Origin of the sequence: Arthrobacter sp. ov407, from assembly GCF_900102895.1 — a bacterium.
Taxonomy (GTDB): Bacteria; Actinomycetota; Actinomycetes; order Actinomycetales; family Micrococcaceae; genus Arthrobacter.
Genome location: NZ_FNGD01000002.1, coordinates 333,312 through 348,231 on the forward strand (window position 1 = coordinate 333,312; position 14,920 = coordinate 348,231).

Genomic DNA, 14,920 nt, shown 5'->3' on the forward strand with positions numbered 1-14,920 from the left:
GCGGCATCAGACACCGCGATTAAGACGACGAATCCCGGGACGCGGAGGCGGCCCGGGATTCGCGGTATTCAGTTGTGCAGTTCAATGTTGCTACGCAGGTGCTAGCTCTTGCGGGCGTAGCCTTCCCACTTGCTGGCCTGGTGCTCGCCGTCGACAAAGCGGATGGTGCCGGACTTGGAGCGCATCACGATGGACTGAGTGAGGACCTTGTCCTTGGAGTAGCGGACGCCCTTGAGGAGGTCGCCGTCGGTGATGCCGGTGGCCGCGAAGTAGCAGTTGTCGCTCGAGACGAGGTCGTTGGTCGAGAGCACGCGCTCAAGATCGTGGCCGGCGTCGATCGCCTTCTGCTTCTCGTCGTCGCTCGTGGGCCACAGGCGGCCCTGGATGACGCCGCCGAGGGACTTGATGGCGCAGGCCGCGACGATGCCCTCCGGGGTTCCGCCGATGCCCATGAGGGCGTCGACGCCGGTGCCGGCACGCGCAGCGGCGATGGCCCCCGCGACGTCGCCGTCCATGATGAACTTCGTGCGGGCGCCGGCTTCGCGGATTTCCTCCACGAGGGGGCGGTGCCGGTCGCGGTCCAGGATCATGACGTTGAGCTGGTTGACCTTGACACCCTTGGCCTTGGCGATCAGGTGCAGGTTCTGCTTGACCGGCAGGCGCAGGTCCACCATGTCGGCCGCTTCCGGACCCGTGACGAGCTTTTCCATGTAGAACACGGCGGAGGGATCGAACATGGAGCCGCGTTCGGCCACGGCCAGGACCGCAAGGGCATTGTTGATGCCGAGGGCGGTCAGGCGGGTTCCGTCGATGGGGTCGACGGCGACGTCGCACTCGGGGCCGGTGCCGTCACCGACGTGCTCGCCGTTGAACAGCATCGGGGCTTCGTCTTTTTCGCCCTCGCCGATGACCACGACCCCGTTGAAGTGCACCGTCTGCAGGAAGGAGCGCATAGCGTCGACGGCGGCGCCGTCGGCCTTGTTCTTGTCGCCGAAGCCCACCCAGTGACCACCGGCGATGGCCGCGGCCTCGGTGACGCGGACAAGTTCCAGTGCGAGGTTGCGATCAGGCTCGTCGATCCCGACAGCGAGCGACGGGGAAAGCGTGGAGTACTTCTGGGACATGGGCGCTGGTGTCACGTGAACCTCTTCTTCGAGTGGCGGTCGTTGAACCCGTACGGCCAGGATCGATCCGTCGCGGTGATTCGTCTGATAATGATCATAGTCGGGGCGGGCCCGCAAGGTCATGGGATGACCGACGCGTGACGCACTTCACCTCTGGGCGGCCTCTGCGCCGCGAATGTGAGATCGGCCCGGACATGCGCGACTATAGAGGGGTGAGTGAATTGCAGGACACCTCCCCCGCCGCCCCCGGTTCTCCGGCTGGCAGCTCCCCCGCGGCAGGCCCGGACACCTCCGGACAGCCACCGGTGAAGCCCGTCATCGCCGCCGCTGCGGCCAAACGCGCCAACGCCTCTGTCATGGGCATGATCATCGCCCTGGTGGTGAGCATCGCCGCGTTCCTGCCGATCGTCCTCATGAACCCCTCCCCCAAGTCCGACGGGTACCGGCCCAACATCAACGTCAGCGCTACCGCGCAGAATGCGGCGGGTGTGGCGGGGTTCACACCCGTGGCGGCCGATACCGGCGACACATTTAGCGCCAACTACGCCCGCTGGGAGTCCGGCGCCGGCAGCGGCGTCCCCACCTGGGAAGTCGGCTACGTGACGCCCAAGGAATCCTTCATCGCCCTCGTGCAGACCCGCGAGACAAACCCCACCTGGCTCCTTCAACAGACAAAGAACGCGCCTGTGACCGGCATCCGTAACACGGGCGGCCGGAACTGGGAACTGCGCGACACCGGCAAGGGCGAGAAATCCATGGTGCTGGCCGAACGCGGCACCACCGTGATCTTGTCCGGATCCGCGACGCTGGAGGAGTTCTCCACCCTGGCCGAGGCAGTGGTGAAGTCGCTTGAGAGCAATCCGCCTGCGGGCAAGCCGGCGCTCACGCCGGGCGCAACAGTTTCCCCGTCGGCCGCAGCAAAGAAGTAAAGTCGGGGCGTGGCCACTTATCTCACCCCTGCACTTGCCTGGCGGCGTCTCCGCGAAGGCAACGAGCGTTTTGTCTCCGGCGCGTCCTCACACCCCAACCAGGACGCCTCGCGGCGCTCGTCGCTTGTGGAGAACCAGCACCCGTTCGCCGTGATCTTCGGTTGCTCCGACTCCCGCCTCGCGGCCGAGATCATCTTCGACCTCGGCCTGGGGGACGCGTTCGTGGTCCGGACCGCGGGCCAGGTCATTGACGACGCCGTGCTCGGCTCCCTGGAATACAGCGTCAGCGTCCTCGGCGTGCCGCTGATCGTGGTTTTGGGGCACGACCGCTGCGGTGCGGTCACCGCCACCAAGACGGCCGTGGAGACCGGCCAGATGCCGGTCGGATTCATGCGCAGCCTGGTCGAACGCATCACTCCCTCCGTGCTGACCTCGCTCCGTAACAATCAGGACGACATCAACGACATGGTGGTCGAGAACGTCAAGCAGACCTCGCAGCGCCTCGTGGACAGCTCCCGTGTGATTTCGGACGCAGTGGAAAGCGGCCGTGCCGCCGTGATCGGCCTCGCGTACAGCCTGGCCGACGGCAAGGCTGGCCTCGTGTCCGGAATCGGCGAGCTCTAGGCTCAACTCTCCAAGCCTGCGTTCCCCGCCACGGCTGCCGCGGCGGCAGCCGTTCACGGTTTTCGATGGGACCCCCACTCCCAATAAGCTAGGCCCATGACTTCCACAGATGAGTTGAACACCGAAGAGTTCCGCATTGAACACGACACGATGGGCGAAGTCCGCGTTCCCGTGAACGCCCTGTACCGCGCACAGACGCAGCGGGCAGTCGAGAACTTCCCGATCTCCGGCAAGACCCTCGAGCGCGCCCACATCGAAGCCCTGGCACGGGTGAAGAAGGCTGCTGCCCAGGCGAATGCAGAACTGGGGGTGCTCGATGGCGAGCTCGCCCAGGCGATCGCCGACGCCGCCGACCAGGTTGCGGCCGGCAAGTACGACGGCGACTTCCCGATTGACGTCTTCCAGACCGGGTCCGGCACGTCCTCGAACATGAACACCAACGAGGTCATCGCCGAGCTCGCCTCGCGGGCCCTCAAGTCCGCCGGGAGCGACAAAGTTGTCCACCCGAACGACCACGTCAACGCCTCACAGTCCTCCAACGACGTCTTCCCCACCTCCGTCCACGTCGCCGCCACGTCCGCGCTGATCAATGACCTGATCCCGGCCCTCGGCTACCTGGCAGAGTCGCTGGAGCGCAAGGCCGCCGAGTTCAAGGACGTCGTGAAGTCCGGCCGCACGCACCTTATGGACGCCACCCCCGTCACCCTGGGCCAGGAGTTCGGCGGCTACGCCGCCCAGGTCCGCTATGGCATCGAGCGCATCAATGCCTCCCTCCCCCGCGTCGCCGAGGTCCCGCTCGGCGGAACCGCCGTGGGCACCGGCATCAACACACCGGCCGGCTTCCCGGAGCGCGTGATCGAACTGCTGGCGGCCGACACCGGGCTGCCCCTGACCGAGGCCCGCGACCACTTCGAAGCCCAGGCGAACCGCGACGGCCTCATCGAGGCATCGAGCCAGCTGCGCAACATTGCGATCTCCTTCATGAAGATCAACAACGACCTGCGCTGGATGGGCTCCGGCCCCAACACCGGCCTTGGCGAAATCGCGATCCCGGACCTGCAGCCGGGATCCTCGATCATGCCCGGCAAGGTCAACCCGGTCATCTGCGAAGCCTCCATCATGGTTTGCGCCCAGGTGATCGGCAACGACACCGCCATCGCGTGGTCCGGCACCAACGGCGCCTTCGAGCTCAACGTCGGCATCCCGGTCATGGCCGCCAACCTCCTTGAATCCGTGCGCCTGCTGGCCAACACCAGCCGCGTCATGGCCGACAAGATGATTGACGGCATCACCGCCAACGTGGAGCGCGCCCGCTTCCTCGCCGAGGCCTCGCCGTCGATCGTGACCCCGCTGAACAAGTTCATCGGTTACGAGAACGCCGCCAAGATCGCCAAGAAGGCCGTGGCCGAGGGCCTGACCATCCGCGAAACCGTCGTCTCCATGGGCTTCCTCGAGCGCGGCGAACTGACCGAGGAGCAGCTGGACACCGCCCTGGACGTCATGTCCATGACGCGCCCGCCGCACAAGGCCTAGCGACTCCGGGCCCCGGCCCCGCCCCGCGGAGAACATCCCCGCCGCCGGCCGGCACCTTTCCTGGAAGGGTGCCGGCCGGCGGCATTTCTGCACCGCATGTCAGAACACCGCATCTCTAAAGCTAGATCCGGCGCGGTTCCCCGCCGGCTGCCTCCCGCTCCTGCGCCGTGTAGGCCGCTGCCGCGGCGGCGTCCGCCATGCTGGCACCGCCGATCCGTGCCTCCCGCAGCCGCCGCGTCTTGGCGGACTGGACGGAAAAGGCGGCATCGACGTTCCCGGCGGCATAGGTCAGGGCGTCTTCGGCGCGGATGCCCAGGCCGCCCGCCGTCATCACGGCGTCCTGATTGGCGCCCAAATACGTGAATTGCCAGCCCCACTGGCTCTGCTGCCGCTGGACCAGGGCCTTGACCAGATCGCCGGTGGCCTCGCGCGAGGAGTTCTCGTGCCCGTCCGTCAGCACGGCCACAAGCACGGTGCCGGGGCGCTGGTCCTCCGGGAGGCCCGCGAGTTCCGCACCCGCCTCCCCGATCAGCCGAACCATGGCATCGTGCAGGGCGGTGCTGCCCCGCGGCTGCAGGTCCAGGGCCGGCACGTCCTGGATGTCCACCGAGGCGTAGACACGCTCGTAGGTGTCATCGAACTGCGCGAGCGAGAGCCGGCACCGGCCCGCCACCGCCTGCTGTTCGCGGACGAACGCCGCAAACCCGCCCACTGTGTCATCGGCGATGGCGCTCATCGACCCGGAACGGTCCAGAAGGACGTACACGTGGGTCAGGGCTGAATCTGTCATGCTTCCCCATTTCCGGCCTGGACGGGGCTTCCGCCTCGTCGTGGGCCACCTGTTGCCAGCAGAAAGGCTGGACAGGAGCAGGCTACGGCCGGGCAACGACAATATTGTCCCCAACAGCCCCGCAGCGTCTTTTGCACTATTTATGAACAAGTGCAAAAATACACTCTATGGGAAACAGTGCAATTAATGCGGGCGGCCTCCGCGAGCGCAAGCGGGCCGCAACACGGGCGACCATCACCGCCGTCGCGCGTTCCCTGACCGCCGAACGCGGCCTCAGCGGTTACACCGTGGAGGAAGTCTGCGAACGGGCGGGCATCTCCCGCCGGACCTTCTTCAACTACTTCCCCACCAAGGAAGACGCGATCCTCGGCCACATCGACGACGACTTTCCGGAAGAGGTGGTGGCTCGGTTCATGGCAGGCGGCGCAGGCTCGCCCGCCGGCGAAATATCGGCGTCCCTTCTCGACGACCTCGTGCGGCTGTCCCTCGATCTCTCCGAACGGATGAGCGCCTCCGAGGAAGAGACCCGCCAGCTGATCGGGGTGATCAAGAAGGAACCCCAGCTGATGCTCCGGATCATCGGCGCCACGGAGGAACGCGAGGCCGACTTCGCCCGACTGCTCGCGGCCAGGGAGGGCGTTGCTGCCGACCATCCCGTGGTCCGCATGGCCGTAGTCCTCCTGGGCAACGTCGCCAGGAAAACCAGCGCCGACTACTTCTCCGAAGGCAACACCCGCCCGTACAAGGACATGCTGCTGGAAAACATTTCCGCCGCCCGCACGCTCTTCTCCCTGCCGTTCACCATGTCCTCATCCGACACCTCCCAGTCCAACCCTTCCGAAGGAGCGCAATGAGCGCCGCCGTCAGCACCAAACCAGCAGCCGAGCCGCTGCTGCTGACCCAGAAACGCATCTGGATCATCTTCTCCGCCCTCATCGCCGGCATGCTGCTCTCCAGCCTTGACCAGACCATCGTGTCCACCGCCATGCCCACGATCGTCGGCAAGCTCGGCGGCGTGGAACACCAGGCCTGGATCACCACGGCCTACCTGCTGGCTACCACCATCGTCATGCCGATCTACGGAAAATTCGGCGACATCCTGGGGCGCCGGAACCTGTTCCTCATCGCCATCGGGCTCTTCACGCTCGCCTCTGTCGGCTGCGCCCTCGCCACGGACTTCTGGGGCTTCGTGATCTTCCGCGCCGTCCAGGGCCTCGGCGGCGGCGGCCTGATGATCCTGTCCCAGGCCATCATCGCCGACATCGTTCCGGCCAAGGAGCGCGGCAAGTACATGGGCCCCCTGGGTGCAATCTTCGGTCTCTCCGCCGTCGCCGGACCCCTGCTGGGCGGTTTCTTCGTGGACCACCTGACCTGGGAATGGGCCTTCTACATCAACATCCCGATCGGCATCGCCGCGTTCACGATTGCCTGGTTCACCCTGACGCTGCCCAATAAGAAGGCCGAGAAGCGGATCGACATCCTCGGCGTCCTGCTGCTCTCCACGGCCACCACGTGCCTGATTTTCTTCACCGACTTCGGCGGCAAGAAAGACGAGGGCTGGGATTCGCCGCTGACGTGGGCGTTCGGCGCCGGGCTGGTGCTCGCCGCAACCGCCTTCGTCTTGGTGGAGCGCCGGGCCGAGGACCCCATCATTCCGATGAGCCTGTTCAAGAACCGCATCTTCGTGAACTCCACCGCCATCGGTTTCACCCTGGGCCTGGGCATGTTCGCGGCGATCGCCTTCGTCCCGACCTTCCTGCAGATGTCGTCCGGCACCTCCGCCGCAGAATCCGGCCTGCTGATGCTGCCCATGATGGTAGGGCTCATGGGCATGGCCATCTTCTCCGGCATCCGCATTTCCAAGACCGGCAAGTACAAGCTGTTCCCGGTCCTCGGGGCCATCCTGACCATCGCGGCAATGCTGTGGTTGACCACGCTCACCGCCGCCACCCCCATCTGGGTCATCTGCGTGCAGCTGTTCGTCTTCGGCGCCGGTCTGGGCTCGATCATGCAGGTGATCGTCCTCGTGGTGCAGAACTCCGTGCCGGCGGACCAGATCGGCACGGCGACGAGCACCAACAACTACTTCCGTGAGGTCGGCGCCTCCCTCGGGGTCGCAGTGTTCGGCTCTATCTTCACCACCCGGCTCTCCGAGTCCCTGACCAATGCCTTCACCGGAGCCGGGGCGTCTGCTGAGCAGGCGTCGCAGTCCACCCGGACGATGGACCCGCAGATGCTCAGCCAGCTCCCGGCGCAGCTCAAGGATGCAATCATCAACGCCTACGCTGACTCGCTCGCCCCTGTCTTCTGGTACCTGCTGCCGTTCCTGGGCATCGCCCTGATCCTGGCTCTGACCCTCAAGGAGATCCCGCTCTCGGACACCGCCGGCATGGTGGCCCGCGGAGAAGCAGTCGGCGGCGAGGAAGCCGAGCGGCTCGAGGCGGAACGGACCGCAGCCCGCAACGCCGCCGACAGCTCGGACCACACGAACGCCGATCAGCCGGAAGGGCCCACCGCGCACAGCAACGCCGGCGAGCCCAGTCACGACGACGAGCTCACCCGCCTGCGCGGCTGACGGCCCGGATTCGGGCCCAGCCGCCGGCTCCCGCCAGCGGTGCGGGCCAGCGCCAGCCAGGGGCGCCGCAATCTTTGGGGGTTGCGGCGCCCCTGCTGCGTGCCGGGCCGGTCGGCTGGCCAGCCCGGCCCGGTGCCGCTTTTCATCCCGTAGCGTGCTGTTGGCTTCGGGGCGAAGATAGTTCAGGATTTGAGCATCAGGTTCAGCGGCACGGCGCAGAACAGCCGGGCCCATGCACCTTTACTCGCGCCCAGGGGGAAGCGGACGATGAGCGGAATCGACGATCTCATGCCCAAGTCCAACGACCGTTGGGCCACCGCCACAAGAAGAGCGCAGGGCATTGCAGACCTGGGCCTCGGGGGTGCACTGAAGACCTACTACACGCTCTATTTCCCGGCCGGCGTGATCATCCTAGTGGCGGCGGGGACCGTCGGCGGGACCCTGGCCTTCGGCGGCGCCCCGGCGGACTGGCCGTCCTTTTTGGTGTTCGGATTTTTCCTTGCAGTGCTGGGTGCCGCGATCGGTGGACTCATTTACAACGCGAAGAAAATCGCGCCTGCAGCGGAGCTGGGCAGGATAGACGTGCTGCTGTCGCTGGAGGACAAAGAGCGAAAAGACATCCGGCGCCAGATTCTCGGGAAGACACCCGTTGACCCGGATCACCTTGTCGTCTCGCGCGCCGCCGCCGTGCAACTTCGAAAGAACCTCGCCACGCAGCTCGTCTGGATGCCCGTGCTCCCGCTTGTATTCATTCCCCAAGTCATACGAGGAGCCGGGTTCATCTCCTGGTTCATGGCGGCTGGTGTGGCCGTCTTGGTGATTGGGGCGATTTACAGTGTCCGAGACTTCCAGCGGGCCGGCAGCTTCCTTGCCCGCACAGCACAGTCGGGCGCCCCGGACAGCAACGGGTGGGATCAGCGCCGGTAGTGGACTTCGCCGGCGGGGTCAGTCGCCCGCCGGATCATCTCCAGATGGCCGGGCATGAGCTCCGGGAAGTCCCCCGGGCGGAACCATCCGACGTCGAGGGATTCGTCGTCGTTGACCCTGGCCTCTCCCGAGACGAAACGGCAGCGGAACACCAGGGTCAGAAAATGGCACACGTCGCCGTTGGGATAGCGGGTCGGACCCCCGGCATCCACCGAAACCAGCCGTTGGGCCGCGGCCACCACGCCGGTCTCTTCGAGGATCTCCCGCAACAGGCCCGGCACGGGGTCCTCGCCCAGTTCCAGGATCCCGGTGACCAGGCCCCATTGCCGGTTATCGGCGCGCTGGCCGAGCAGGACCCGGCCGGCGTCGTCGAACACCCTCCCGCGACGCCGGGCAGCCAGAGGGTCTCGTGTCCGATCTTCTCGCGCAGTTTCAGGATGAAATCCGGGGTGGCCATGCTTGTCAGCCTAACCGGCCGGAATCAGCAGCATGGCGGTCGCAGCGCCGGCCAGCATGAACGGTCCGAAGGGAATGGCCGACTGCAGATTGCCGCGCCGCGCGGCGAGCAATCCGAGGCTCCACAGGCCGCCGAGGACGAACGCGGCAAAGGTCCCGGCCATGACGTGCCCCCAGCCCAGGAATCCGAGGTACATCCCCAGGACGCCCGCGAGCTTCACGTCACCGAATCCCATTCCCGGCGGATACACCGCGTGCAGGAGGAAGTAGAAGAGCCAGAGGGCCGCCCCGCCGGCGAGGACACGCAGCCCCGGCACGCCGAACACCCCGGCGTCCGCCGTGCCGGCGACGTCCTGGCCGCCGTGCAGGAGCTGGCTCGCGGCCGCGCCCAGCAGGAGGACTCCGGCGATGGCATAGGACGGGAACACGATCCTGTCCGGGAGCAGGTGGTGCCGGACGTCGATGACGGTGAGCCGGACCGCCATCACGAAGAAATAGGCGCACGCGGCCAGGGCAAGCCAGAAGGCCAGCGGGTTGGCGGCGCCCAGGGTGCCGAGTCGTTCGATCACTCTCGGATGCTACTGGATATTCGTCCGGCCCGGCGGTCCCCGCGCGTAAACTGTGGATATGGTCGCATGGGACAGCAGGGACGGGCGCGGGCGGCTCGCGCCCCGCGGCCCGGCGAACCCGGCTGCGGCCTTCCGGCACCTGTGCCGGTCCTCGCCCTGGAAGTGGCAGTCGCTGAGGTTCGAGTACCTGGACCGGCCCCTCACCAGCTCCACAGGCTCTGCGACAGCCGCTGCCCCTGACGGCCTCATCAAGGCGTGGCTGCGCAGGCCCGGCGCGTTGCGCCTGGAAACCGCCGACGGGCTGGTGATCGCCAGCACCACCGGCATCAACGATTCACGTGGCGGCTTCTATGTCAGTTCCACGCGGAAGACCTGGCTCCTGCCGCCGCACCTGGTCACCCCGGTGTACGACGACGACGGGTTGGTGCGCCGCCGTCCGGAGGCAGCCTACGGCGAGCCGTCGTTCGGAAACGGCCGGTTTGCCGCGGCCCTGGACCCGGTGGAGCTCGCCGGGAATTCCCCTGTCCCGCTGGAGTTCCCCAACGCCAACGCTGTGGAGCTTGGCCCCATCACGGAAGTTGACCACGAGGGCCGGCCCACCCTGGAAACCACGCTGAGCCCGAACCCCTCGTATCGTCCCGCCGATCCCGGAGCCCCGCTGTGCCGGCCCGGACGCACGCTGCTGAGGATTGACGCCGGCACGGGCGTCTGCGTTGCCAGCCGCTGGCTGGACGCACCCGGGGCTGGCAACGAGCAGAACGGCTACGGCCACTGGCTGAGGATCCTGGGCGTCGACGAATACATGCTCGATGACCTGTTCCTGGCCGAATCGATGAACCTCACAGACGTCCGGCGCCACATCAGCTGGGATGTTCCCGCCGAGTAGCCGGCCTGTGACTGGCATCCATCCGCCAGCACGGTTAGGCTTCCCCGATGATTGCACCCGCCGACTACTGGCCCCCTTTCGGCCTGACTCTGACCACGCCGCACCTTGAGCTTCGCCCCATCCGCGACGAGGAGATTCCCGCCGCGGTAGAGGCCGCCCTGAGCGGCGTGCACGAGCCGGGCCGCAGCCCCTTCAGCAAGCCCTGGGCCGAATCCCCCGCTGAGGAGCTCGGCCCGAACATGGCCCAGTGGTACTGGCGGTGCCGCGGCACCATGACGCCGCAGGAGTGGACGCTGCTGCTCGGTATCTGGCACGACGGCGAGTTCATCGGCTGCCAGGACGTCGAGGCCAAGGACTTCGCCACGCTGAAGACGGTCAGCACGGGCTCCTGGCTCCGCCAGAGCGCCCAAGGCCACGGCCTCGGCAAGGAGATGCGGGCCGCCGTCGCCCTCTACGCCTTCGACTACCTAGGCGCAGAAGTGGCGGAATCCGAGGCCGCCGCCTGGAACCAGCAGTCCCTGGGTGTCTCACGCTCCGTCGGCTATGACCTCAACGGCGTCACCCGCGCTGCCTGGGGCGGCAAGGCCCAGGAGGTCCAAAAAGTCCGCCTGACCCCCGCCACCTTCAAGCGCCCGGACTGGAATCTGCACGTAAAGGGCCACGACGCAACAGCGAAATACCTGGGCATCCAGAAATAACCGGCAGCGTTGCTGCGGCGACCCGGCGTCATGAAGACAGCTCCCCTTCGGTGGGTTGCCGTGGTTGGGTTCGCCAAGACACGGCCTTTCGCCGTCGCTTAGACACGTCGCATGGGACCCGCTGCGGTCGCGGGGCGACCTTCGGGATCCGATGCGCCGCGATGCGCTCCTTTACGAAAGACCGCGTCCCGGCTGGTGAGCGTCCCACCTTCGCGGGGCTGCGGTGTCCCGCTAAGGAGCGCATCGCCGACCAAAGCGCAGCGAAGGTCGCCCAGCGACCGCAGCGTAGCGACGGGAGGTGTCTAAGCGACGGCGGGGCGCCGTAGCGCCGCAAACCCAACCACGGCAAACCCAACCACGGCGAAGAGCCGCGGTCCGGCAAACCCGGCCCCGGCCCTTCGCGCAGAAGAGTGAGAGCCTAGATTTCTGCCCCCTCCAGCAGCTCCGTCACCAGGGCCGCGATCGGCGAGCGCTCCGAGCGGGTGAGGGTGACGTGGCCGAACAGCGGGTGGCCCTTCAGCGTCTCGACGACGGCCGCCACGCCGTCGTGCCGTCCGACCCGCAGGTTGTCCCGTTGGGCGACGTCGTGCGTCAGGACGATCTTCGAGTTCTGGCCGATCCGGCTCATCACCGTCAGTAGCACATTCTTCTCCAGCGACTGCGCCTCGTCGACGATCACGAACGCGTCGTGCAGCGAGCGTCCGCGGATGTGGGTCAGCGGCATGACCTCAAGCATGCCCCGGTCCATGACTTCCTCCACGACCTCCTGGCTGACCAGCGCGCCCAGGGTGTCAAAGACGGCCTGCGCCCAGGGGTTCATCTTTTCCGCTTCGGAGCCGGGCAGGTAGCCCAGTTCCTGGCCGCCCACCGCGTACAGGGGCCGGAAGACGATCACCTTGCGGTGCTCCCTGCGCTCCAGGACGGCTTCGAGCCCGGCGCACAGGGCCAGCGCGGACTTGCCCGTGCCGGCGCGGCCGCCGAGGGACACGATGCCGACCGACGGGTCCATCAGGAGGTCAATGGCCAGCCGCTGCTCGGCCGAGCGGCCGTGGAGTCCGAAGACGTCGCGGTCGCCCTTGACGAGCCGGACCTGCTTGTCCGCCCCTACCCGTCCGAGGGCCGAGCCGCGGCTGGAAAGCAGGACCAGCCCGGTGTTGGTCGGCAGCTCGGCAGCGGCCGGGATGAAGACCGGCTCGTGCCCGTACAGGGTCGCAACCTCGTCCTCGCCCGCGTCGAGCTCGGCCACGCCGGTCCAGCCGGAGTCCTTGACGAGCTCATTGCGGTATTCGTCGGCAAGCAGCCCCATGGCGGAGGCTTTGACGCGCATCGGCAGGTCCTTGGAGACCACCGTCACGTCGCGGCCCGCGTTGGCCAGGTTCTTGGCCACCGCCAGGATGCGGCTGTCGTTGTCAGCCCCGCGGAAGCCGGCGGGCAGCACCTCGGCGGAGATGTGGTTCAGCTCCACCATGAGCGTGCCGCCGTCGGGGCCGAGCGGGATGGGACGGTCCAGGCCGCCGTGCTCGAGCCGCAGGTCATCGAGCAGCCGGAGCGCCTTTCGCGCGAAGTAACCCAGTTCCGGGTCGTGGCGCTTTCCTTCGAGCTCGGTGATAACGACGATCGGCAGGATGACCTCATGCTCGGCGAAGCGCAGGAGGGCCCGCGGATCGGAGAGCAGCACGGAGGTATCGATCACGAAGCTGCGGGCCGTGCCCCGACGTTCTGTTCCTTCCCCGGAAACAGCAAGACCGGCCGCAGCGGAATCCGCTGCACCGGTCTTTGAGGTGGCTCGCTTGGCGCGAGAGGTAGCTTTCTGTCCCTGGTCGGAAATGACGTCGGGCAGTTGCTCAGAAATAGCCACATCGACTCCAGCCCCGGGCAATGCCCGGAATTGTTATTGGTGAGGCGGCTCGGCCTGGAGGCCGGACGCGGCCTCCCATACACCCGGTGCGAAAATCCGCTCCATGTACTGGCCTCCCCGATCGGCCGGCGAATTGCCTGCCGATGGGATCAATGTAAGTCTTCGGGGGCGGCTTTGTCCGCCTATTCCCCCGGCGATTCTTGTTGCCCTCGTGTGAACTCCGTGTGAACGGCTCAGGCGCCGAAGCGTCGCTGCCTGCCGGCGTAATCGCGCAGGGCGCGCAGGAAATCCACCTTGCGGAACGCCGGCCACAAGGCCTCGCAGAAGTAGAACTCACTGTACGCGCTTTGCCACATGAGGAACCCGGAAAGCCGCTGCTCCCCGGAGGTCCGGATCACCAGGTCAGGGTCCGGCTGGCCCCGGGTGTAGAGGAACCGCGAGATGTCATCCACGGTGAGGTCATCGGCCAGTTTTCCGATGTCCGCGCCCCGGGCCACGGCGTCGTGCAGCAGTTCCCGGACGGCGTCGACAATCTCCCGCCGTCCGCCGTAGCCGACGGCGACATTGACGTGCAGCCTCTCGTGCGCGGGCGTGCGGGCCGTAAGGTTGTTCAGCCGCTCGGCGAGGTAGTCCGGCAGCAGTTCGGGGGCGCCCATGGCGTGCACCGAGATGTTGGCGTCCTCGTCCAGCCGGTCCAGAGTGTTGGCGATGATGCCCATCAGGAGATCGAGTTCCTCGCCGGAGCGGTTCATGTTGTCCGTGGAGAGCATGTACAAGGTGACCACCTTGATGCCCAGCTCCTGGCACCAGCCGAGGAATTCGTGGATCTTGTCCGCGCCGGCCTGGTGGCCCTGGCTTGTGGGCGCGTTGAACTGGCGGGCCCAACGCCGGTTCCCGTCGACCATGACGCCGACGTGCCGGGGGATTCGTTCCGGGTCGAGGGAGCGCTGCAGTTTGCGCTCGTAAAAGCCGTAGAGGAGCCCGGGCATTTCCATCCGGAGGTTCACCTGGCTTCCTTGAGGTACTTGTTCAGTGCACATCCTAGGCTACCTGCCGGAGGACCTTGGCGGGTGCAGGTCCGTCACCGGACAGCCCCGGAAAGCTTGTTACTCATCGGTAACTTACCAGGGCGTAGGTTATTATTGCGGGATGGAAAGCAACAGTCTTGAGCCCCGGTCGGAGCCTCCGGCCAAGCGGGGAACCCCGGTGGACGACGCCGCGGTGAGGCTTGCCGAACTGCTGATGATCAAGCCCAAATGGCGGGGCTGGATCCACACCGTGACCGCCCCGCTGGCGCTGGCCGCCGGGCTGGTGCTGGTCATCCTTGCCCCGCCGGACCTGAAGGTCGCCTGCGCCGTCTATGCGGTCACCGGGGTCCTGCTGTTCGGCGTCAGTGCCGTCTATCACCGCGGCAACTGGTCACCGCGCGTCAAGATTGTCCTGAAGCGGCTGGACCACACGAACATCATGCTGGTGATCGCCGGAAGCTACACGCCGCTCGCCTGGGCCCTGCTGGACCGGCAGCAGGCCGAACTGCTGCTGTGGGTCATCTGGTCCGGTGCCATCCTCGGCGTGCTGTTCCGCCTGCTGTGGACCAATGCCCCGCGGTGGCTCTACGTGCCGATCTACATCGCCCTGGGCTGCGGGTCGCTGTTCTACCTTCCGGACTTCTTCGCCGCCAATGTTGCCTCGGCAGTGCTGATCTGCATCGGCGGCGTCCTGTACATCACCGGGGCCGTCTTCTATGCGCTGAAGAAGCCGAACATTAGTTACGAGCACTTCGGCTTCCACGAACTGTTCCATGCCCTGACGGTTCTCGCCTTCGCCGCGCACTACATCGCCATTGCCATCGCGGTCCTGGGCTGACGCTGCCTGCCTGCCTGCCTGCGCGGATTCTCCCCACCTTTGACACTCCGACGCCGGGACTCACCGGCGGTTCGGCACGACATGC

14 protein-coding genes and 1 pseudogene are annotated in these 14,920 nt (G+C 66.7%); 9 read left to right on the forward strand and 6 right to left on the reverse strand.

Features of this window, described 5'->3' with window-relative positions:
• Positions 1 to 101: 101 nt before the first annotated feature.
• Positions 102 to 1,124, reverse strand: a complete 1,023-nt coding sequence (gene glpX / locus BLS42_RS04235) for a class II fructose-bisphosphatase (protein WP_175460428.1) — start codon at positions 1,122 to 1,124, stop codon at positions 102 to 104.
• Positions 1,125 to 1,318: 194 nt separating this feature from the next.
• On the opposite strand from glpX, the gene BLS42_RS04240 reads away from it, so the two are divergent.
• The 3 genes from BLS42_RS04240 (at position 1,319) to BLS42_RS04250 (ending at position 4,210) form a co-directional block, all read left to right on the forward strand.
• On the forward strand, positions 1,319 to 2,053 hold the full coding sequence (locus BLS42_RS04240) for a DUF4245 domain-containing protein (RefSeq protein WP_256336232.1): 735 nt from the start codon (positions 1,319 to 1,321) through the stop codon (positions 2,051 to 2,053).
• 9 nt (positions 2,054 to 2,062) lie between these two features.
• The gene (locus BLS42_RS04245) at positions 2,063 to 2,677 is read left to right on the forward strand and encodes a carbonic anhydrase (RefSeq protein WP_090576913.1); all 615 of its coding nucleotides are present in this window, start codon (positions 2,063 to 2,065) and stop codon (positions 2,675 to 2,677) included.
• Positions 2,678 to 2,773: 96 nt separating this feature from the next.
• Positions 2,774 to 4,210 (forward strand): class II fumarate hydratase, encoded by a 1,437-nt coding sequence (locus BLS42_RS04250; protein WP_090576918.1) that lies wholly within the window; start codon positions 2,774 to 2,776, stop codon positions 4,208 to 4,210.
• 121 nt (positions 4,211 to 4,331) lie between these two features.
• Here the strand turns inward: BLS42_RS04250 and BLS42_RS04255 are convergent, their stop codons facing one another.
• Positions 4,332 to 5,000 carry a vWA domain-containing protein gene (locus BLS42_RS04255; RefSeq protein WP_090576921.1) on the reverse strand — a complete coding sequence of 223 codons (669 nt, stop codon included), beginning with the start codon at positions 4,998 to 5,000 and terminating at the stop codon, positions 4,332 to 4,334.
• 167 nt (positions 5,001 to 5,167) lie between these two features.
• Between BLS42_RS04255 and BLS42_RS04260 the strand changes: the two genes are divergently transcribed.
• From BLS42_RS04260 to BLS42_RS04270, 3 genes are all read left to right on the forward strand, one after another.
• The gene (locus BLS42_RS04260) at positions 5,168 to 5,854 is read left to right on the forward strand and encodes a TetR/AcrR family transcriptional regulator (protein WP_090576924.1); all 687 of its coding nucleotides are present in this window, start codon (positions 5,168 to 5,170) and stop codon (positions 5,852 to 5,854) included.
• The gene (locus tag BLS42_RS04265; protein WP_090576927.1) at positions 5,851 to 7,575 is read left to right on the forward strand and encodes an MDR family MFS transporter; all 1,725 of its coding nucleotides are present in this window, start codon (positions 5,851 to 5,853) and stop codon (positions 7,573 to 7,575) included. The genes BLS42_RS04260 and BLS42_RS04265 overlap by 4 nt, the downstream gene beginning before the upstream one ends.
• Before the next feature lie 267 nt (positions 7,576 to 7,842).
• Positions 7,843 to 8,502, forward strand: coding sequence for a hypothetical protein (locus tag BLS42_RS04270; RefSeq protein ID WP_090577124.1), 660 nt, complete (start codon positions 7,843 to 7,845; stop codon positions 8,500 to 8,502).
• On the opposite strand, the pseudogene BLS42_RS04275 reads toward BLS42_RS04270, so the two are convergent.
• Both BLS42_RS04275 and BLS42_RS04280 read right to left on the reverse strand, forming a co-directional pair.
• Positions 8,490 to 8,959 (reverse strand): annotated as a pseudogene (locus BLS42_RS04275) (NUDIX domain-containing protein). The gene BLS42_RS04270 and the pseudogene BLS42_RS04275 sit on opposite strands and share 13 nt — an antisense overlap.
• A gap of 10 nt (positions 8,960 to 8,969) precedes the next feature.
• Positions 8,970 to 9,527, reverse strand: a complete 558-nt coding sequence (locus BLS42_RS04280) for a prepilin peptidase (protein ID WP_090576930.1) — start codon at positions 9,525 to 9,527, stop codon at positions 8,970 to 8,972.
• Positions 9,528 to 9,585: 58 nt separating this feature from the next.
• On the opposite strand from BLS42_RS04280, the gene BLS42_RS04285 reads away from it, so the two are divergent.
• Positions 9,586 to 10,413 carry a hypothetical protein gene (locus BLS42_RS04285; RefSeq protein ID WP_090576934.1) on the forward strand — a complete coding sequence of 276 codons (828 nt, stop codon included), beginning with the start codon at positions 9,586 to 9,588 and terminating at the stop codon, positions 10,411 to 10,413.
• Positions 10,414 to 10,460: 47 nt separating this feature from the next.
• Positions 10,461 to 11,111: a GNAT family N-acetyltransferase gene (locus BLS42_RS04290; RefSeq protein ID WP_090576937.1), complete on the forward strand. Its 651-nt coding sequence runs from the start codon at positions 10,461 to 10,463 to the stop codon at positions 11,109 to 11,111.
• 418 nt (positions 11,112 to 11,529) lie between these two features.
• Here the strand turns inward: BLS42_RS04290 and BLS42_RS04295 are convergent, their stop codons facing one another.
• Positions 11,530 to 12,969: a PhoH family protein gene (locus BLS42_RS04295; RefSeq protein WP_090576940.1), complete on the reverse strand. Its 1,440-nt coding sequence runs from the start codon at positions 12,967 to 12,969 to the stop codon at positions 11,530 to 11,532.
• Positions 12,970 to 13,202: 233 nt separating this feature from the next.
• Entirely contained in the window at positions 13,203 to 13,964 is a 762-nt protein-coding gene (locus tag BLS42_RS04300) for an isoprenyl transferase (RefSeq protein WP_090577127.1), read from the reverse strand.
• A gap of 154 nt (positions 13,965 to 14,118) precedes the next feature.
• On the opposite strand from BLS42_RS04300, the gene BLS42_RS04305 reads away from it, so the two are divergent.
• A complete protein-coding gene (locus tag BLS42_RS04305) occupies positions 14,119 to 14,835 on the forward strand; it encodes a PAQR family membrane homeostasis protein TrhA (RefSeq protein WP_256336235.1) in 717 nt (238 codons plus the stop codon).
• The last annotated feature ends 85 nt before the right edge of the window (positions 14,836 to 14,920 follow it).